This is a genomic window from Anaerovibrio slackiae (genome assembly GCF_009695585.1).
GTDB lineage: Bacteria > Bacillota > Negativicutes > Selenomonadales > Selenomonadaceae > Anaerovibrio > Anaerovibrio slackiae.
Genome location: NZ_VUNR01000027.1, coordinates 1 through 20,201 on the forward strand (window position 1 = coordinate 1; position 20,201 = coordinate 20,201).

At 52.5% G+C, this 20,201-nt stretch carries 16 protein-coding genes and 2 rRNA genes; 15 read left to right on the forward strand and 3 right to left on the reverse strand.

The features are described from left to right. From FYJ84_RS11460 to FYJ84_RS11490, 7 genes are all read left to right on the forward strand, one after another. Positions 1 to 125: ribosomal RNA gene (locus FYJ84_RS11460) — 23S ribosomal RNA — on the forward strand; the annotation flags it as partial. Between the two features lie 74 nt (positions 126 to 199). Continuing rightward, positions 200 to 316, forward strand: a 5S ribosomal RNA gene (gene rrf, locus FYJ84_RS11465). Positions 317 to 1,468: 1,152 nt separating this feature from the next. Then, positions 1,469 to 3,631: a putative bifunctional diguanylate cyclase/phosphodiesterase gene (locus FYJ84_RS11470; RefSeq protein WP_154407747.1), complete on the forward strand. Its 2,163-nt coding sequence runs from the start codon at positions 1,469 to 1,471 to the stop codon at positions 3,629 to 3,631. Beyond that, complete coding sequence (locus FYJ84_RS11475; RefSeq protein WP_205764225.1) at positions 3,624 to 4,805, forward strand: BMP family ABC transporter substrate-binding protein; 1,182 nt, start codon at positions 3,624 to 3,626, stop codon at positions 4,803 to 4,805. Before FYJ84_RS11470 ends, FYJ84_RS11475 begins: the two co-directional genes overlap by 8 nt. A gap of 85 nt (positions 4,806 to 4,890) precedes the next feature. After that, on the forward strand, positions 4,891 to 6,033 hold the full coding sequence (locus FYJ84_RS11480; protein ID WP_154407749.1) for a PIN domain-containing protein: 1,143 nt from the start codon (positions 4,891 to 4,893) through the stop codon (positions 6,031 to 6,033). Positions 6,034 to 6,561: 528 nt separating this feature from the next. Further along, positions 6,562 to 6,909, forward strand: coding sequence for an ASCH domain-containing protein (locus FYJ84_RS11485; RefSeq protein WP_154407750.1), 348 nt, complete (start codon positions 6,562 to 6,564; stop codon positions 6,907 to 6,909). 1 nt (position 6,910) lies between these two features. Continuing rightward, positions 6,911 to 7,309, forward strand: coding sequence for a thioesterase family protein (locus FYJ84_RS11490; protein WP_154407751.1), 399 nt, complete (start codon positions 6,911 to 6,913; stop codon positions 7,307 to 7,309). Between the two features lie 205 nt (positions 7,310 to 7,514). Here the strand turns inward: FYJ84_RS11490 and FYJ84_RS11495 are convergent, their stop codons facing one another. The 3 genes from FYJ84_RS11495 to FYJ84_RS11505 all read right to left on the reverse strand — a co-directional run bounded on the left by FYJ84_RS11495 (position 7,515) and on the right by FYJ84_RS11505 (position 11,222). After that, on the reverse strand, positions 7,515 to 8,759 hold the full coding sequence (locus FYJ84_RS11495) for an ATP-binding protein (RefSeq protein ID WP_154407752.1): 1,245 nt from the start codon (positions 8,757 to 8,759) through the stop codon (positions 7,515 to 7,517). Positions 8,760 to 8,902: 143 nt separating this feature from the next. Further along, complete coding sequence (locus tag FYJ84_RS11500; RefSeq protein WP_154407753.1) at positions 8,903 to 10,132, reverse strand: LL-diaminopimelate aminotransferase; 1,230 nt, start codon at positions 10,130 to 10,132, stop codon at positions 8,903 to 8,905. A 211-nt stretch (positions 10,133 to 10,343) separates the two neighbouring features. Then, positions 10,344 to 11,222, reverse strand: a complete 879-nt coding sequence (locus tag FYJ84_RS11505; RefSeq protein WP_154407754.1) for a LysR family transcriptional regulator — start codon at positions 11,220 to 11,222, stop codon at positions 10,344 to 10,346. Between the two features lie 299 nt (positions 11,223 to 11,521). Between FYJ84_RS11505 and motA the strand changes: the two genes are divergently transcribed. From motA to FYJ84_RS11545, 8 genes are all read left to right on the forward strand, one after another. Further along, positions 11,522 to 12,295, forward strand: a complete 774-nt coding sequence (gene motA / locus FYJ84_RS11510; protein ID WP_205764226.1) for a flagellar motor stator protein MotA — start codon at positions 11,522 to 11,524, stop codon at positions 12,293 to 12,295. 4 nt (positions 12,296 to 12,299) lie between these two features. Then, the gene (locus tag FYJ84_RS11515; protein WP_154407755.1) at positions 12,300 to 13,070 is read left to right on the forward strand and encodes a flagellar motor protein MotB; all 771 of its coding nucleotides are present in this window, start codon (positions 12,300 to 12,302) and stop codon (positions 13,068 to 13,070) included. Positions 13,071 to 13,115: 45 nt separating this feature from the next. Then, the gene (gene acpS / locus FYJ84_RS11520; protein ID WP_154407756.1) at positions 13,116 to 13,487 is read left to right on the forward strand and encodes a holo-ACP synthase; all 372 of its coding nucleotides are present in this window, start codon (positions 13,116 to 13,118) and stop codon (positions 13,485 to 13,487) included. A gap of 81 nt (positions 13,488 to 13,568) precedes the next feature. Then, positions 13,569 to 15,134 carry an NAD(P)H-hydrate dehydratase gene (locus FYJ84_RS11525; protein WP_154407757.1) on the forward strand — a complete coding sequence of 522 codons (1,566 nt, stop codon included), beginning with the start codon at positions 13,569 to 13,571 and terminating at the stop codon, positions 15,132 to 15,134. A 144-nt stretch (positions 15,135 to 15,278) separates the two neighbouring features. Continuing rightward, entirely contained in the window at positions 15,279 to 16,355 is a 1,077-nt protein-coding gene (locus tag FYJ84_RS11530) for a branched-chain amino acid aminotransferase (protein WP_154407758.1), read from the forward strand. A 244-nt stretch (positions 16,356 to 16,599) separates the two neighbouring features. After that, entirely contained in the window at positions 16,600 to 17,454 is an 855-nt protein-coding gene (gene cdaA, locus FYJ84_RS11535; protein WP_154407759.1) for a diadenylate cyclase CdaA, read from the forward strand. Then, complete coding sequence (locus FYJ84_RS11540) at positions 17,451 to 18,380, forward strand: CdaR family protein (protein ID WP_154407760.1); 930 nt, start codon at positions 17,451 to 17,453, stop codon at positions 18,378 to 18,380. The genes cdaA and FYJ84_RS11540 overlap by 4 nt, the downstream gene beginning before the upstream one ends. Before the next feature lie 124 nt (positions 18,381 to 18,504). Continuing rightward, positions 18,505 to 20,121: an NAD(P)/FAD-dependent oxidoreductase gene (locus FYJ84_RS11545; RefSeq protein WP_154407761.1), complete on the forward strand. Its 1,617-nt coding sequence runs from the start codon at positions 18,505 to 18,507 to the stop codon at positions 20,119 to 20,121. Positions 20,122 to 20,201: the final 80 nt, after the last annotated feature.

The window sequence follows — 20,201 nt, forward strand, 5'->3', positions numbered from 1 at the left end:
GAGATGAGATCTCTCACAGAGCAATCTGGTAAGACTCCTTGAAGACGACAAGGTAGATAGGTTGGGAGTGGAAGCGTGGCAACATGTGAAGCGGACCAATACTAATAAGTCGAGGGCTTAATTACAACCCTAAAACGTCAATTCATGACTTGTTTCTGTATAGTTTTGTGTGTACATGTGAATGTATACAACAGCATAATCCGGTGATGATGGCTATGTGGCTCCACCTGTTCCCATTCCGAACACAGTAGTTAAGCACATAAACGCCGAAAGTACTTGGCTGGAGACGGCCTGGGAGGATAGGAAGTTGCCGGTTAGAAAGAGATTGTCTAAGGACAGTCTCTTTTTTGTTATATAGTCACCGTCTCCAGCCAAGGGACTTGCTTGGAGGGTGACATGCCGGTGGCATGTCACCCAGTGAAATACAGCGGGTTCGCTGTATTTCACTGCGACCGGCCTGGGAGGATAGGAAGTTGCCGGTTAGAGCAAGAGAGGTTACTGCAAGGTAGCCTCTTTTTTTCGTGCTTGGAAGTTCGTGGACTCTGTTCAGACTATGAAGGGGGCAGGTATTGGCAGTACCCATAGAAAACACGCTCTCGCTCGGAGGGATGACGAAACCCTATTTCCATGATTATTTTCGGTCTAAATCCTTGTCTGCGTTGTTGTCGTCGGTCGGCATGGAACCACCATGCCTTCCTCCTCCGCCTAGCATACAAGGATTTATCCTCGAAACTAATTCATGTCAATAGGGTTTCGTCATCCCCTGCGCCTCGCGCTTCTAAGCTCCTGCATCGCTTACGCTCGCACTCGCTAAGAAGCGAGGCTGCACTCAAGGTTTTCTTTGGGTACATGCCACACCTGCCCTTTCTTGGTCTGAACAGATACAACAGAATAATCAACGCTACAAAATGTACGCTACACATTACATAACATGGGGCTTGCATCTACCCGTCAATGGGAGCTGGTAGCTGACGAAGCTTGAAACTGCCAACATTTATGCAAGGATTTCTACTAGTAAGAGCATGGAGGCTTGCATAATTGATGGCAGTTGCAGGTTTCGTCAGCTTTCCGGCTCTCCTTTTCAATTTTTTTGTATGGTTGGGGGGAGGCAGGTTGCTATTGCAGGATAGTAAATGTTGGCAGGGAAGTGATGGGGGGAGATGGCGGTGCCAATGCAGGGCACTGAGACGCGCCTCGGTGCTTAGCAATTCGCGAGCCGAAGGCGAAGCGAGAGCTTAGCATCCGCTAGGCGCGGATAGTAGCGCGAGCGTGCCTGCATTGGCATTGCCTCTCCCCCCATTGGGATTTCCACAACGAAAAAATTGAAATTTTTAAATATTTGCAGGATATTTACATTTTATGGCGAATACTCTATATATGACTTTATTTGGGTAATTTGTTGTAGATATTTGGTAGTAAAACAGCAGGACAGTAAGAAAATAAATGGTAAGCAGTTGAGGTGGACAGTATGAAGTTTACACTTCATGAAAAGAATGACAGTTTCCAAGCTTTGATTGTGCTGGGGATGCTTTTAATGCTCTGCATGGGAGCCTGTCAGTATGCACTATCCCAGATCATGTACAGGGAAGCGGAAACTAATATGGTGGAGAAGACCGTTCAGTCCAGGCACTTGATTGATGAACGGATAAAAAAGTACTATGAAACATTGCGATATGTGAATTCTGTAGCGGAGTCCCAAACAAACAGCAGGAGTGAGCTAAATGAGTACATTCGCAAGGTAAATCCTGCCTTGAAGGATTTTATCCTCATAGGAGCAGTTACTCCTCAGGGGGAGATGATTTATGGCGATAAGGCACCTTATGATATTTTGCCTGTGCTGCAGCAGACCATGCGGGGCTATGAGAAAATACAGTATCATTGCAGCGGCATTTTTGAGCATGTGATTGTCAGTGTGCCATATTGGCGTGGTGGCAGGGTTTGCGGTGCCGTGTACGGGATTTTAAACAGCAGTGCCATGAACAGCCTTTTTTATCACGAGGATGATGACAGCGTTGTCTTTGCGGCATCGCAGCATAGCTGGCAGCTGGGAGTGAGCAGCATGACAATTGAAAGCCAGCAGGCTGCCCATACCTTCTTTAACGATGAAAGCCACTGGAATAGTCTTTCCCAAAAGCTCTATTACAATGACTATGGTATTGAGGCTTTTGAAAATGCTGACAAGAAATGGTACATGGTATCCGTGGCGGTGCCGGAGCTGGATGGCTGGTATGTGTACCGAATGCTGCCGGCATGGGTTGTGGATACGCCGATTCATAATGTATTGTACCTTGTCCTGGTGGCGTCCATGGTGCTGGCGGTGCTTTTCTGGCTTGCCATGTGGACATTGGATTCCAACAGGCGGGAGAGCCAGGACAAGCTGATCAGGCTTGCTTATATTGATGAGCTGACAGGCCTGTACAATTATGCAGGCCTGAGGCGCAAATGGCATACCCAGGGCAGGAAGCCTGTGACGATTTTTGTGGTGGATTTCAATTCCTTCAGCGCCCTGAATATGATTATGGGCAATGAGTATGGCGATATAGTCCTGAAAAAGACGGCAGCTATCCTGAAGGATGGCATAGACCAGGGGGAGATGGTGTGCCGGGTTACGGCGGACAGATTTGCCCTGCTGATGAATGGCGAAGGGGCATTGGAGCGTGTACAAAACCTTTTGGAGCAGGTGCGTGACAGTGTCAGGGAATATACCATAGTGCTGTCAGCAGGTGCCAGCGTAGCAGATGAGGGCGGTCACATGAACGCGGCGTATGAGCGGGCGATTACGGCCCTTAAGTATGCCAAGCAGGGCAGCAATATAGTGGTGTTTTATGACCAGAAGATGTACGAGGAGCAGCAGATGCGCAAAAGGCTGGAGGAGGACTTTGAGCATGCGCTGGAACGGCGCGAGCTGAAGCTGTATTTGCAGGCAAAGCACCATCTGCAGTCTGACGGATGGGCAGGCAGCGAGGCGCTGGTCAGGTGGCATCACCCGGAGCTGGGACTTATTCTGCCGTATCAGTTTGTGCCTTTGCTGGAGTCTACAGGAGATATAAAGCGGCTTGACTTGTATATGCTGAAGGAGGCATGCCGCCTGATACGCCACTGGCTGGATGAGGGCAAGGTGGTGTATCCGATTTCAGTGAATATCTCACGCGCCCATTTTGCCAGCAAGTCTTTGGTGGCAAATATCTGCATGATTGCGGATTCTTTCCGGGTGCCGCGGCATATGCTGGAGCTGGAGATTACGGAGAGCGCCTTTATTGATGATGCAGCTACCATGGTGGACAGGCTGCAGGAGCTGTCTGCGGCAGGCTTCAGGCTGTCCATTGATGATTTCGGTACAGGTTATTCCTCCCTGTCCATGCTGGAGCAGATACCGGCTGATGTGCTGAAGCTGGATAGGAATTTTGTGCTGGGCTGGGAAAGGAATCACAACAACAGCCTGGTTGCCAATGTGGTGAGGCTTGCCAGGGACTTTGGCATGCTGACAGTGATTGAGGGCGTGGAAACTGAGGAGCAGGCAGCCATGGCCAGGGAAAGCGGCTGTGATGTGGTGCAGGGATGGCTTTATGCCAAGGCAGAGCCGGTGGCTGACTATGAGAAGCGTGTCTATGGAGGTGGCAGTGATGAGTAAGGATTTAATCAAGCCCTTTGCTGTAGCACTGCTGCTCCTGATGGGCGTGGCAGGATATTTTTGCATCAAGTTTGCCAGCAATCCCTTTGCATCCGCGGTTACGGGAGATATACGGATTGGCGTGCTCTTTGACGGCAAGCTGAATGATGGAGGCTGGAATGAGGCTCAGCGCATTGGCTTTGAGTATGTAAAGAACACCTTGAAGGTTCAGGTGGTGTACAGGGATTCCCTGCCTCATGCTGATGCCGCCAATATGCGTGTGGACAATGATATGCGCGGTGATGGAAAGGGCATTGACGAGGAAACTGCCATGCATATTATTGACCAGCTGGTAAGGGCGGACAGGGCAACCATTGTCTTTTCCACCAGCGATGTATATGCCTCAGCTGTTGAAAAGGCGGCGCAGAAGTACAGCAATGTGAAGTTTTTTCAGCTGAAGGGCAAGAAGGCGCAGGGAAATCTGGCTTCCTACTACGCCAGGATATATCAGGCATGCTACCTGTCAGGCATCGTGGCCGGCAGGCAGACGGAAACGGGGCATATCGGCTATGTGTCCAGCTTTCCAAGGCCGGAGCAGATCAGGGTTATCAATGCTTTTGCCCTGGGGGTGCAGAGCGTAAATCCCCAGGCTGTGGTGCATTTGCGCTGGAGTCATACTTACAGTGACGTGGAACGGGAGAAAGAGGTTGCCAACAGGCTGATGGATGATTTTCCGGTGGATGTAATGGCGACCAATCTGAACACCATATCCGTGCTGGAGGCTGCTGATGCCAGGGGGGTCAAGAGCATCGGCTACAATATGGAGCATACGGATATGTTCCCCAATACCTTTTTGGCAGCTTCTGTATGGCACTGGGATAAGTTTTATGAGGCGAGGATGCGTGAGTGCATGGAGGGGCGCTTCAAGGGAACCATGTACTTTGCGGATATTTCCGAGGGCTTTTTTGGCTTGTCGGAGCTTTCGCCTCTGGTGAAGCCGGGGACTGCCAACCTGGTGGAAACGGCTATGGCACGGTTCCGGTCAGGCAAGTGGGATGTCTTCTACGGCCCTATTTACGACCAGAGGGGTGTCCTGAGGGTAGCAGGAGATGAGAATATGTCCGATGATGAGGTTTCACAGCATTTTGACTGGCTGGTCAGGGGCGTGGAGGGCAGCTGCGGCGAGGATGATTAGCTGCACAAATTTTTGTGTGCCGGTTGCTTTATCTGCCCTGGGAGAGTAAAATAAAGAAATAAAATAAATTTTGTGAGGTGCTAGGGTGTCAAGTTATTATATTGATTATGAAAATGTGCACAACGAAGGGTTGGGCGGTATTGAAAAGCTGGGGGCTGGCAGCAGGGTGTGCCTGTTTTACAGCTGCAAGGCAGATACGCTGAAGATTGATGTGGTGCGCCAGCTGATGGGCTGCGCAGCGGAGATACGCTTTGAGAAGATTGATAATGGCGTGGAGAATGCGCTGGACTTTCAGCTGATTACGGCTCTGATGTGCAGTTATTCAACGGATGAGAGCTATTATATCATCAGCAAGGACAAGGGCTATGATGCTGCTATTGAGATGGCTGCCAAGCAGGGACGGGATAATATCTATCGCTGCCGTGATATTGACGGTGCCCTCAAGCATCAGTCCGGGCTGGGGATTGATGAGAGCGACCAGGAGGTTATTGTAGATTTGAACCTTGACAGTGCTGCAGGTGCTGATGATTATGATTATGTTGTCGCTGACGGCCAGCAGGCAGATGGCGGCACAGGGGAGGTCTATGGGGCTGAGGAGCCGCCTTTTGGTGCTGATGATGGGTACTATGCTGATAAGGCTGCGGAGGCGGCTGCTGCCAGTGATGAGGCAGCAGGGGATAGCAGTGCCGGGGATGATTCAGATAGTGCATCCTGCGGAGCTTTGGCAGCTGCTGATGCGTTTTCCGCAGCCGTGGAGGCTGTTGCGGAGGAGGCTGCACCAGAGGCAGATGAGCCAGCTGAAGCAGGAGAGGCAAATGAGGCTGATGGTGAAGCAGGAGAGGCGAATAATGGCGGCGGAGCCGAGCCTACGGCAGAGGAGCTGCAGCGCAGGGCATATCAGTCCATCTGCACCAAGCTTCTGAACCATATTAAGCTCATCCACAAGATACCGCTGAACTACAAGCAGGCAGGGGTTATCTACGAGGCATTGTCCGAGTCTGACAGCAAGATGCAGTTCTATCACAAGCTGATTCAGATTCTGGGGCGCAAGAAGGGTGGCGAGCTTTATCAGAGGGTGAAGACTACCTACAAGTCAATTACGGCTATTTACAAGGCTTCCCTGAACTCCGATGGTGATGGGGATGGCAATGGCGTGCCTGCCGGGGCGGAGAGCAGCCGCAGTGCCTTCGATGAGGATGGGCAGAACCAGGGCAATCCTGAGGAGTAACCTGCTGCTATGCTGTTTTGTTATAGGTGGGATATGGATTAATCTATACCAATTTTGCTAATTTTGGCATAAAAAACTTCTATAATGGAATAGCTGAAACTAGGACTAAGGTCTGTTCACAGAAATTGGACATAGACGTATAATGTACACAAATGAATACAAAGTACACAGCAAGTACAAAATGGTGTAATGAATTTGTGGAGGTATACGGTTATGGATATGGCAGTTGTTGACGGAGTTCTGAAGCTGGTTATGCTGGCAGGCGTTATCCGCATGATTAAGTGATTGTTGATGTGTGTCCTGCTTTGGCAGCAGGAGATAAAAAATGAGCCGCAGGAGTATGTGCGGCTCGTTTTTTATTTGCAGGGGCTGTCATTCTTATCCGGGATATGGTCTTTTATTTTGCTGGAAAGTATGGTAAACTAATAATAATCCGACCGGAGGCGGTATTGCTGTGGTATCTTGCTGTGCTGGTTGCGAGATTTGTTGATGATGAAATTTATATATTGGGTTTAGGAGTGTTGTGTTATGATGTCTTTGAATTTCCAGGCCGAAAAGCACGAAAAGATGCTGATTGAGCGCAGCAAGAGATGTACTGTACGTCTGGGGGATGTGAGCGACAAGTATCCTGAGGGTTCCATTGTCTGGATTACTGCCGGCAAGAAGTTCACCCCGAAGAAGCGGCTCTATACTGCTTACCTTGACAAGGTACGGGTGAAGACCATGGAAAACCTGACCTCTGAGGATTTGGGCCAGCAGAATCCCAATATTCATTCCCGTGATGAGCTGATTGCTGATTTTGAGCGCATCTACAAGAAGCGCATTACCATGAATGATACCGTTACGGTAATCTATTTCACCGAGGTGTTTGGCTGATATGGCACAGGAGATAAGGACCGGGCTTTCCCATGAGGTCAGGGATGCAGTGACGGCTGCCAATACGGCGAAAGCCATGGGCAGCGGCTGCCTGGAGGTATTTGCTACTCCTGCCATGTGCTGCCTGATGGAGAAGGCAGCCTCCGACCTGATGGACAGCCTGCTGGATGAGGGCAGTACCTCCGTAGGGACGGCTCTTAACATCGCCCATAGTGCAGCTACTCCTGTGGGTATGCAGGTGAGGGCTGTGGCTGAGATTACCGGGGTGGAGGGACGCAGGATTTCCTTCAAGGTGACTGCCTTTGACGAGGCCGGGGAAATCGGCTCCGGCACCCATGAACGGTTTATTGTGTTCAAGGAAAAGTTCCAGCAGAAGGCTGACAGCAAGCTGGAACGGTAATCTGCATTGGGATATTGCCAACGTCAAAAAATCATACAGTGTCATAGGCAGCGCCCCCTTTCAGGGGCAGGATTTACCGCCTGCCGTGCCGGTACATCTCCTGCTGATGATATTATGCATGATTTTGGCTGAGAAGGCAACGAAAAAAGCACTCTGTTCGTTTTTGAACAGGGTGCTTTTTTATGGCTATTTTGCTTCGCGTGGTTTATTTATCCAGCATCTGTCCCAGATAGTGGGTGACAAACTGGCGGGCAGAGCGGCCGGAACGGCCGGAGTGCTCCAGGTTCCAGCGGTGGCCCAGGATGCGGAGCTCCTCCCGGTCAAGGGAGATGCCCTCCTGCTGCAGGTAGTGGTCGATAATATCCAGATATTCGTCCTGTGTCGGCTCCAGATAGGTGATGATGAGCCCGAAGCGGTCAGACAGGGAGATGGTCTCGTTGATGCTATCGTTCCTGAACATTTCATCCTGCTGGTCGTTCCTGTCACGCCAGGTCTCACGGATGAGGTGGCGGCGGTTGGAGGTGGCGTAAATAAGCACGTTTTCCGGCCTGGATTCCACGCCGCCCTCGATGGCGGACTTCAGGTACTTGTAGTCGCTGTCGGATTCCTCAAAGGACAGGTCATCAAAGAAGATGATGAAGCGCTTGCTGGCGTACTGGCGCAGGCTTGCCATGATTTTTGGCAGGTCGCTGAGCTGGGATTTCTGCATCTGGATGAGGCGCAGCCCGTCAGTGTAGTAGGCCTTGGCCAGTGCCTTGACGCCGGAGGACTTGCCTGTGCCCCGGGAGCCTACCAGCAGCACGTTGTTGGCAGGGCGGCGGCGGATAAATGCCAGGGTGTTGCCGATGAGCTGCTCCTTCTGCCGCTTGTAGGCAATAATGTCCTCAAAGTCCATAGCTTCAAAGTGGCGGATGCCCTGCAGCTTCTGATGCTTGGTATTCCAGCAGAAGGCAGGATAGGATGCAATCTCGCCATAGCCGTACCTGGCGTAGTAAGTCAGGAATGCCTCGGTGATTTCCTCCGGGGTGGCCTTGCCGGAAAGCTGCCGTTCAAGGTACTCGGTGGCTTCCAGCTTCTGAGGCAGGGAAGGGATATAGTCATCCAGCAGCTTTACATTGACAATATCCACTGCCTTTTCGGAGAGTGCCGGCAGCAGCTTTTTCATATCGTGAATGAAGGCATCCTGCAGGCTGGTGCCGATTTTGCCACTGGCGGCCTCTGCCATCTTTGCTGCCAGGCAGCCCTCCTGGCTAAGAAGGTGCAGGAACAGGGCGCGGATCAGGTTGCCGCTCCAGCCCTCCTGCTCAGCCTTTTCCATCAGGTGACCGGCAAAGCGATGGCTGGCGGATAAATCGTCAGGCGAGGCAACGGCCTCTGCCAGCTCCTGCACCAGCTTGTCCTTTAATATGTTTCTGCACACCAGCAGGTTTTGCAAATCAAGTGTTACCATAAGAATGCCTCCATTTATTTTTGAAAAATGCAATAGCCCCCCGACAAGGAGGGCTATTAATCATTTTATCTGTATTTTGAAAAAAGTCAAGTGTGCATTATCCAGCACAGGATGCAGCTGATAGTAATTTATACAGGCGTTGGTCAGAACTTCAGGCTGTTTTTGATGCGGTCAACTGCCTCAATGGTCTTTTCCCTGTTGCCGAAGGAGGTGAGGCGGAAATAGCCCTCGCCGCAAGGGCCGAAGCCTGCGCCAGGAGTACCCACGATATGCACATCGTTCAGGAGCTTGTCAAAGAAGTCCCAGGATGGCATGCTGTCCGGGGTTTTCAGCCAGATGTAAGGGGCGTTGATGCCGCCGAAGGCGGTAACGCCTGCCGCAGTAAGTCCCTCGCGGATGATGCGGGCATTTTCCATGTAGTAGCCGATCATTTCCTTGACCTGGGTCTTTCCCTCCGGGGTGAAAATCGCCTCTGCACCACGCTGGATGATGTAGGCGGTGCCGTTGAACTTGGTGGTGTGGCGGCGGTTCCACAGGGGATTCAGTGCCTGCCGGGAGCCGTCAGCAGCTTTGCCGGTAACGGTCTTCGGCAGGACGATGTAGCCGCAGCGGGTGCCGGTGAAGCCTGCTGTCTTGGAGAAGGAGCGGAACTCAATGGCACAGTTTTTGGCCTCAGGAATCTCAAAGATTGTGCGTGGCACATCCTCCTCGGTGATGTAGGCGTTGTAGGCAGCATCAAAGAGGATGATGGAGTCATGCTCCAGGGCGTAGTCCACCCACTTTTTCAGCTGCTCACGGGTGAGGGTGGTGCCCGTCGGATTATTCGGGCAGCAGAGGTAAATCAGGTCAACGGGCTTTTCCGGCAGCTCCGGGCAGAAATTGTTCTCAGCGTTGCAGGCCAGATAGGTGACGCCCTGGTAGCGGCCATCAGGCTGCAAGGTGCCGGTGCGGCCAGCCATGACATTGGTGTCCAGGTATACAGGATATACCGGGTCCGTGATGGCAATGGTGTTATCGGTGCTGAAGATTTCCTGAATGTTGCCGCAGTCGCTCTTGGCACCATCAGACACGAATACCTCGTCAGATTCAATGCCCAGCCCCTTATAGTTGTTCTCGATGATTTTGTCCACCAGGAAGCTGTAGCCCTGCTCCGGGCCGTAGCCCCGGAAGGTATCGGCAGATGCCATTTCGTCTACTGCCTTGTGCATGGCCTGGATGCAGGCCTGTGGCAATGGCAGGGTTACATCGCCTATGCCCAGGGAAATGACGTCAGCTTCCGGATGAGCCTCAATAAAGGCAGCTCTCCTGCGGGCCGTCTCCCTGAAAAGATAGCTGCCTGCCAGCTTTAAGTAGTTATCGTTAATGTTTGCCATAAAATCTCCTCCTGTTTCTTTGCAAATTTATTTTCACATATCATGACTACATGCCACAAAAAAACAGGCAACAGATAACCGGCTGATCTTTGGCAAGCATCTCTCTCCGGCTATCCTGTCACCTGTCGTTGGTGTAATATCTCTTTTTCAGTATTGTAGTATAACAGAATTTACATACTTTGTAAATAGTTTATTATACTTATGAGGCTTATCAGCCTTCCTTCATGGTATTGCGGCAGAAGTCGATGAAGGACTGGGCGGCGTTGCTGATGTAGCGGTCCTTTTTCCATGCCAGCCCCAAATCCACATAGATGGGGTCATCAAAAGGCACGGCCTTGATGCCCGGAGCCCCCTTGACGATGAAGTCCAGCAGGAAGGCGATGCCCACGTTGGAGGCAATCAGCCCCTTGACTGTCTCTATCTGGTTGGATTCCAGCACAATCTCAGGCATGATATTGGCACGCTTGATTTTGCTCAGTACCAGCTGCCTGAGGAAGGAGCCCTCCTTCAGCATAATCAGGTCGGCATTGGCCACATCGTTGATGGAGATGCTGTTCTTACTGGCCAGGGGGTGCTTTTCAGGGATGCACGCCACAATCTGGTTCCTGGACATAGGCAGGAGCTGCAGGCTGGCAGAGGCATCGGAGATGATGACGATGCCGAAGTCCAGGTCATCCCGCTCCAGCTGCTCCCGGATGGTCATGGAGCCTTCCTCGTAGAGGTAGATGTCCAGGTGAGGGTACAGCTGCTGGAAGCTGGAGAAGATCTTCGGGAACAGATAGGCGCCGATCATGGAAGGGATGCCTATCTTGATGGTGCCCTTCTGCAGCTGCTTGTAGTCGTTGACTTCCAGTACGGCATCCTGTATGCTTCTCAGAGCCAGCTCGATGCGGTTCAGGAAGATGTTGCCTTCCGGTGTCAGGGAAAGCTGCTTCTGGCTCCGATCGAACAGCTTGATGCCCAGCTCCGTTTCCAGCTTCTTGATGGCAACGGTGATATTGGGCTGGGAAACATTGAGCCGTTCCGCCGCCCGGGTGATGTTTTTCAGCCGGCTGGCCATCTGGAAATATTCCAGTTGTCGCAATTCCATAATGATCACTCCGATACAATTTATTCGCGAATTTGTCGTGCATATATACTAAAGTAATAAATTCAAGTTATTTAAAATTTATTATACCATATATTTTAGAAATAGTTAAGGATTTTTATGTTATTATAAAAGAAAATTATTTTAGTACAAAAGTCTAAGAATTTCATGAAAAATGGCTAATGGTTTGTTTTTCGGGAAAAAATTTTGTATAATTAAAGAAAATTGAGTTTGTTAGCAGGACTTTCAGATTTTTTATTGAATAATACTCAATAAATGTATATGGATAGGGGGATTTTATCTTGGAACTTGCAACAGTCATTGGTATGGTATTGGGTGTAATTTCTATCTTTGTGGGCATGATTTTAAAAGGTGCGCCTTTGTCAGCTATGAATAACCCGGCGGCGTTCCTGATTATTATCGGCGGTACATTCTCCTGCTTGTTCATCGGTTTCCGCATGGACCAGCTGAAGAATTTCCCGACGCTGTTCAAGAAGACATTTTTCAAAAACAACCTGCAGTCCTCAGTTGAGCTTCGTCAGACCTTTGTTGAGCTTTCCCAGCTGGCACGCCGCGAAGGCTTGCTGGCACTGGAGAGCAAGATTCAGGAGATTGACGACCCGTTCTTCCGCAACGGCCTCAGCATGGTAGTTGACGGCATGGAGCAGGAATTTGTCAGCGATGTGCTGGATGCGGAGATTTCCATCATGCAGGCACGTCATGCGGAGAACCGTTCCATGTTCTCCCAGGCAGGTACTTATGCACCTACCCTGGGCGTGCTTGGCGCCGTGGTAGGCCTGATTGCGGCACTGGGTAACCTGAATGATATTGAGAAGCTGGGCCATTCCATTGCAGCGGCGTTCGTTGCCACCATTCTGGGTATCTTCACAGGCTACGTTCTCTGGTTGCCGCTGTGCAACAAGCTGAAGATACTTTCCGAGCAGGAAATCAGCCAGAAGCGCATGATTATCGAGGGCATATTGTCATTGCAGGCCGGTGACTCCCCGGCTGCTATTGAGGCGAAGCTGATGGTATTTATTCCTCAGACTGTACGCGAGACTTTGAAGGAGGATTAAGCTGATGGCAAGAAAGAAAAGACCGGCTCCTCATGAGGAGGAAGCCAGTGAGGCATGGCTTTTGCCGTATTCTGACCTGATGACGCTGCTTTTGGCGCTGTTCATCTGCCTGTTTGCGATTTCCCAGACGGATGAGACGAAGCTGACCCAGATGGCTCAGGCCTTCAGTTCGGCCTTTAATATGGGCGGCCCGTCTTTCTTTGAAGGGGCAGGCCCGGCACAGAACAGCTCCCGTGACATGGTGTCATCGGATGATGGCGGCATGGAGGCTTATCTGGCAGAAAACAAGCAGATGGAGGCTGTTAAGAGGCAGCTGGATACATATATTGAGCAGAATGACCTGAACGAGGAAATCAGCACAGTCCTGACCGAGGACGGGCTGATGATCAGGATAAAGGAGAATGCGCTGTTCCCGTCAGGCTCTGCGGAGCTGACGGCTGGTGTGCAGAAAATCGGGCCGGTGATTGCGGCGCTGGTGGCACCTATTCCCCAGCGGATTCTGGTCACGGGACACACGGACAACGTGCCGATTACCAGCGGGGCGTATCCCTCCAACTGGGAGCTGAGCTCTGCCCGTGCCATTAACTTTATGAAGTATATTATTGCGCAGGATGGCAGGATGAATCCGGCCAGGTTCAGTGCCATGGGCAGGAGCGAGTACCGCCCAATTGCTGATAATGCCACCGAGGAGGGCAGGGCACAGAACCGCCGTGTTGAGGTGCTGATTGAGCGCTCCGTGCATGTGGACAAGTCTGAGTATCAGGTAGCAAGATAGAATTCAAGAACCCCTGCCCGGGGTTCTTTTTTGTAGAGGGGTAGTATGATTTTAGGCATTGGTGTTGACATAGTTGAAATAGGCAGGATGAGGAAGGCTGTGGCGAAGGAGGCCTTTGTCAAGAGGGTGTTTACGGAGGCGGAGGCGGCCTACTGCCGGAGCCGGGGGGCAGGCATGGCGGAGTCATTTGCCGGGCGGTTTGCTGCCAAGGAAGCGGTGCTGAAGGCTTTTGGCACCGGGCTGCGGGAGGGCAGGCTGCTTGATATTGAGATAGTCAATGATGAGCTGGGCTGCCCAAAGCTCTTGCTGTATGGTGCATTCCGGGATATGGCGGAGGCAAGGGGGCTGAAGCATGCCTGGATAAGCATCAGCCATGCCAGGGAGCATGCCGTGGCACAATGTGTTTTTGAGGGATAATTAGAGAAAAGTTGCGGCGCAGCAGGCCGGCAGAGGCAGGTAAGCCGCGGTATTTTTTTGAATAATGAGGGGGAAGCGTTCATGAAGCTGACAACAGTGGCGGAGATGAGGAATATTGACAGGCGGGCGATTCAGGAAATCGGGATTCCCGAGGTGGTGCTGATGGAAAATGCCGCCCGGGAGGTTTTTCTGGCATTGGATTCCCTTTTGGAGGGCGTGGCTGGCAAGAGGATTTGCGTGGTGGCTGGTATCGGCAACAACGGGGGAGATGCCTTTGCGGCGGCGCGGTATATTGCCAATGCAGGGGGCAGGCCCAAGGTGTTTGTGCTGGGGCAGACGGAGCGGATGTCAGCTTCGGCGGCAGTGAATTTCAATGTCATCTGCAACATGGGCATCGAGGTGTTCAACCTTCGGGAAGAACGTGACTGGGATAAGCTGCAGGTGGTGCTGAAGACGGCTGACGGGGTGGTGGACGGCCTTTTGGGCACCGGCTTTCACGGTACGCTCCGGCCGGAGGCAAGGCGGCTTATTGAGGCTGTGAACCGGGCTGGGCTCAGGGTGCTGTCCATTGATGTGCCCAGCGGTGTGGAGGCGGATAACGGCCAGGTGGAGGATGTGGCGGTGGCTGCTGCCATGACCGTCACTCTGGGTGCACCCAAGTGGGGGATGATGTTTGCACCGGGCTCTGTGTACTGCGGCAAGCTTCTCAGTGACGGCATCGGGATTCCCAGTGGGATTCTGGAGGATGACAGGATCCGTCAGGAGCTTTTGCTGGAGGACGGTGCCAGGCAGTGGCTGCTGCCAAGGCCTGTGGACTGCCATAAGGGAAACTGCGGCAGGATACTGGTGATTGCAGGTTCCAGGGGCATGACCGGGGCGGCGGTGCTGGCTTCCCGGGCGGCCCTGGGGATTGGTGCCGGGATTGTGACATTGGCATGTCCTGAGAGCCTGAACGATATCTATGAGGCAAAGCTGACGGAGGTCATGACCTTGCCGGTGCAGGATAATGGCAGCGGCCATTTTTCCCTGGACAATGCGGAGGAGCTTTTGTCGGCTGCCTCCGGCTATGACCTGGTGCTTTTGGGACCGGGGCTGGGCAGGACGGAGGAAGCTCAGTCCTTTGTGCGTGCCTTTGCGGCTGGTACGGATGTGCCGCTGGTGCTGGATGCGGACGGTATCTACGCTTTTCGGGAGCGGGGGGAGCTTCTGGCAAAGTGCCGCCATGTGCCGGTGCTGACGCCGCATCTTGGGGAGATGGCATGCCTTCTGGGGATTACGGTGCCGGAGCTGAAGGAGGAGCTTTTGGAGCTGGGCCGGGAGGCGGCCAAGGAATACAATACGGTTTTTGTCATCAAGAGCGAGACTACGGTGGTGATTTACCCTGATGGCATGGCTTATGTTTCCAACGGCGGCAATCCGGGCATGGCAACGGCAGGCTGCGGTGATGTGCTGGCAGGAACCATTGCCGGGCTCTATAAGCAGGTGATGGAGGGCAGGCAGCCGCTGGCCGGGGTGTACATTCACAGCCGGGCCGGGGAGCTGGCTTATGAGCAAAAGGGCAACTGCCTCATAGCCGGGGATATTGAGGAAATGCTTCCTGAGGTTATGAAAGAATTGACAAGAGATGAGGCAGAGCTTTGCCAGTGAAGTTTGTGGCAGGGCGGAGGACTGGTTTTATAGATACTTTAATAAATTTTATTTATTTACTTGATTTATGAGTGGAAAAGTCCTAAAATGTATACATTACACAGTTACAAAGTTATCAGATGAATTGTTAGGAGATGTATTTTTATGGCAGACATTCGTTTTGTACAGGCGGAGAGCTTAAAAGAGAAACCTGCGGATATCAGCAAGGTTGGCTTTGGCCGCGTCTTCACTGATTATATGTTTGAGATGGATTACAACCCGGAGGAGGGCTGGCATGACCCTCGCATCGTGCCTTATCAGGAGGTTTCCCTGAGCCCTGCCAATGCCACCTTGCACTATGGACAGGCTATTTTCGAGGGCTGCAAGGCGTATCGCTATGAGGGGGGCAAGGCTGTGGTCTTCCGCGCCAAGGATCATGTCGCTCGCCTGAATCGTTCCGCAAAGATTCTGGATATTCCTGCTGTGGATGAGAAGCTGGTGTATGATGCTCTCATGAAGCTGATTGACATTGAGAAGGACTGGATTCCTGATGGCCCTGGCCAGAGCCTCTATATTCGTCCGTTCATTTTCTCTACTGATCCGTATCTTGGTGTGAGCGTAGGCCAGTACTACAAGCTGATGATTATCCTTTCCCCTGTAGGTGCTTATTATGCCCATGGCTTTGCACCGGTAAAGATCATGGTGGAGGATACTTATGTACGCGCACCGAAGGGCGGCCTGGGGGCGGCCAAGACTCCTGCCAACTATGCAGCTTCCCTTCACGGCGGACTGGTGGCTCACGAGAAGGGCTACGACCAGACTTTGTGGATGGATGGCATTGAGCACAAGTATGTGGGCGAGGTTGGCTCCATGAACATCCTCTTTAAGATTGATGGCAAGGTGGTAACTCCTGAGCTGGACGGCACTATCCTGGACGGCATTACCCGCCGCACCGTGCTGCAAGTATGCAAGGAGTGGGGCATCCCTACCGAGGAGCGCAAAGTTTCTATTGATGAGCTGATTGAGGCTTATGAGAACGGCAAGCTGGAGGAGGTATTCGGCTCCGGCACGGCAGCTGTCATTTCCCCTGTCAGCGTGCTGGGCTATCAGGGCCAGGACAGGGTAATCAGCGGCGGCAAGATCGGCCAGTTCGCCCAGAAGCTGTATGATTACATTGACGGCCTGCACACCGGCAAGGAAAAGGATGTATACGGCTTTATTGATGTGGCCGGCGAGTATTAATTTTATTAATTGACGGCAAGGCAGCCGGGGAGGCATTTTCTGTCTCTCCGGCTTTTTTTGTGGCTGATTGTGGGCATTTGCAGTCCTTTTCATAAAAAAATCACAAAAAAGATTTATATTTTTTCGGAAAAATGAAGGATTTCTGCTTTTTTTCGCGAATGAGAGATATAGGGAGATTTTTCGGAATAATTTGTATTGGTGCATGGGTTTTGTTTGTTGTCATTTTATGTAGGGGAGTATGTATATGCCGTTTGATTTTTCTGTTCCGATACAGTACCATGGCCTGTTGTCCACAGTTGGGTTTCGTGATGTGGTGGACATACTGCTGGTAGCTGTTATTTTGTACAAATCTTATGAGATGCTGAAGGATACCAGGGCTATAACCCTGGCTAAGGGGATGTTCGTGATGATGGGCGTGGCGCTGGGGGCGTATATCCTGGAGCTGCATGCCATCTACTGGCTGCTGTCCAAGAGCATCTATCTTCTGTTCATGGCGCTGCCGATTGTGTTCCAGCCGGAGCTGAGGCGTGCCCTTGAACGTATCGGCCAGGGCAAGTTCCTGGGCTCTGCGGTGTACCTGAATGCGGAGGAGGCTGACACCCTGGTCAACGAGATTGACAAGGTGGTATTCAACATGTCTGCCAAGAAGATTGGTGCCCTGATAGTGCTGGAGCGGGAGATCGGCATCAATGAGATTATTGATACCGGCATCAGGGTGGACGGGCTGGTGACGGCTCCCTTCATGATGAACGTGTTTATTCCCAATACGCCCCTCCATGACGGTGCGGCAGTTATCCGGGGCAACCGCATGATTGCCGCCGGCTGCCTGCTGCCCCTGACGGAGAACCGCGGCCTCAGCACGGAGCTGGGGACCAGGCACAGGGCGGCCCTGGGGCTGTCCGAGCAGTGTGATGCAGTGGTGGTGATTGTCAGCGAGGAGACAGGCATTGTGTCTATTGCAGAGAATGGTCATATTACCAGGCGGCTGAATTCGGAGCAGCTGAAGAAAAGGCTTCGTCCGTTGCTCATCAAGGCAGATCCTACCTTGAAGATGAAGGATATAAAAAATGTGTTTGATACTTGGAGGAAGAATAAATGATGATAAATCTGCGTAATCTGGTTAGGCGCAATCTTCCTGTCAAGATTCTGGCACTGATTGCGGCGATTATCATGTGGGGCTATGTAATGAATGAGGAAAATCCTTCGGTCAATGCTACCTATACGGTGCCTGTGGAGATTGTCAATGCGCCGGAGGGGTATAATGTTACCATGGATGTCAGGGAAGTCAGTATGAAGGTGCGTGCACCCCGTTCCCTGATGGCAACTGCCCATGAGTATGACTTCAAGGCGGTCATCGATTTGTCCGGCAACACCGAGGGGGATTATGAAGCGAAGATCAAGACGGTTATCCCCCAGGGCTTTGAGCTGCTGGAGCTGTCCGATGCCGTGGTCAACGTGAGCATGGAGAGCCTGATTGCCCACGGGGTGCCGGTGGAGATTGCCGTCAGCGGCAAGCCTGCCCAGGGCATGGATGTGGGCAGCGTGCAGCCTGTGCAGCAGTATGTCAATGTATACGGGCCGAGGCATCTGGTGGAATCCATTGTGAAGGCGGCAGGCAGGATAAAGCTGGCGGACAATACGGCTGATTTTACCATGCGCGTCAAGCTGACGGCTGTGGACGCAGATGGCAACCAGGTCACCAATCTTTCGGTGCTGCCGGGGGAGATGGATGTGACTGTGCAGCTGGTGCCGGGCATGGGCAAGAAGGTTGTGGCGGTAAAGCCTGTGGTGAACGGGATTCTGCCGGAGGGCTACAAGCTGGGAGGTGTGACGGTGGAGCCTGCCCAGGTGGAGATAAGCGGTGCTACCAGGCTGCTGGCAGATATCAAGAGCCTGGAGACGCAGCCTGTTTCCCTGGCTGGCATGACGGAGGAAGGAACCAGGGATGTGGAGCTGGTGCTGCCTGAAGGGGTGACTTCACCGAATAAGACCGTGAGCGTGGGTATCAAAATCAATAAAAAATGATGTAAAAATATAAATGCTGCAAAATATAACGGATATATTTTGTGGATAGCTGGCACTTGTCAATGATATAATGTCATTGGCAAGTGTTTTGCGTTCAGTGTTTTTTGCGTGGAGAGTGGACATATTGATAAGGATTGCAAATTTTAATGTGAATTTTGATGATGCCAGGGAGCTGAAGGTGCTGGTGGCAGAGAGGCTGGGCGTGGCTGCCGATATGGTCAGCCTGGTGAAGGTGGTCAGGAAGGCGGTGGATGCCAGGCGTTTTCATGGTGCTCCCATCAGGTTTGTGTATATGCTGGATGTGGCGGTGCAGGGCAGCGAGAAAAAGCTTCTGAGCCGCTGGAAAAAGGACAGGAATGTATCTGAGGCGCCGGAGGCGATGGCATCCCTTGGGCAGTTTTCGCCTCCGGGCAGGGAGGATAAGCCGCCTGTGGTAGTGGGCTTTGGCCCTGCCGGCATGTTTGCGGCACTTACCCTGGCACGGCAGGGCTGGCAGCCTGTGGTGGTGGAGCGTGGCCGTGATGTGGACAGGCGCCATGAGGATATAGCCAGGTTCTGGTCTGGCGGCGGCTTTGATGAAAAATCCAATGTGCAGTTCGGGGAGGGGGGAGCCGGAACCTTCTCCGATGGCAAGCTGACTACCCGTGTCAATGACCCGCTGATGGGGCAGGTGCTGGCGGATTTTGTGGCAGCCGGTGCCCCGGAGGAAATCCTGTACCTGCACAAGCCCCACATCGGTACGGATATGCTGCGGCAGGTGGTGAAGAACATCCGCCAGGAGATTATCCGCCTGGGAGGGCAGGTGCGCTTTGAAACCCAGGTGACAGGGCTTGAGGCAGATAGTGATGGCAGGCTCCGGGGCGTGCAGCTGAATGGACAGGAAAGGCTGTCAGCAGGGGCTGTCTTCCTGGGCATCGGCCATTCCGCCAGGGATACTTATCAGATGCTTTTTGATAGGGGTATAGCCATGGAAGCAAAGCCCTTTGCCATCGGGGTCAGGATAGAGCATCCTCAGGAGCTTATTGATGTGTCCCAGTACGGGCAGGATGCAGGCAGCCCTCTTTTGCCGGTGGCTGATTATGCCCTGACCTACAATGACAGGGCATCCGGCAGGGGAGCCTATTCCTTCTGCATGTGCCCGGGGGGCCAGGTGGTGGCCGCGGCCTCGGAGGCCGGGGGCGTGGTGACTAATGGCATGAGCAATTATCGCCGCGATTCCGGGGTGGCAAATTCCGCGCTGCTGGTGACGGTGAATACGGCGGATTTTGCCAGCCATGTGCTGGGGGGCATTGAGTTCCAGCGGCAGTGGGAGCGGCTTGCCTTCCGGCTGGGGGGCGGTGACTATCGGGCACCTGTGCAGACGGTGGGAGATTTTCTGTCCGGGCGGCAGGGCTCCCGGGATTTTCTGACCAAGCCAGGCTATCTGCCGGGAGTGAAGCCGGTGGATTTGCATGGCTGCCTGCCGGGGTTTGTGACGGATATGCTGGCAGCCGCCCTGCCTTACTGGGACAGGAAAATTCATGGCTTTGCCCATGAGGGGGCGGTAATGACCGGCGTGGAAACCCGTTCCTCGGCACCTTGCAGGATTGTCCGTGACCGTGAAAGCTATCAGTCTGTCAGCATGCCCGGGCTGTATCCTATCGGCGAGGGAGCTGGCTATGCCGGGGGAATTATGAGCGCGGCATTGGATGGAATGAACGCATCACTTGCATTTTTGCGTGAAAACAGTCATAATATATAGGATAATGGCTAGAAAAGCGGAAGCTGCTTTGGCTTTTAGGGGCATTTTATGAGTATTATGCAAATGCTATATGAGTATTA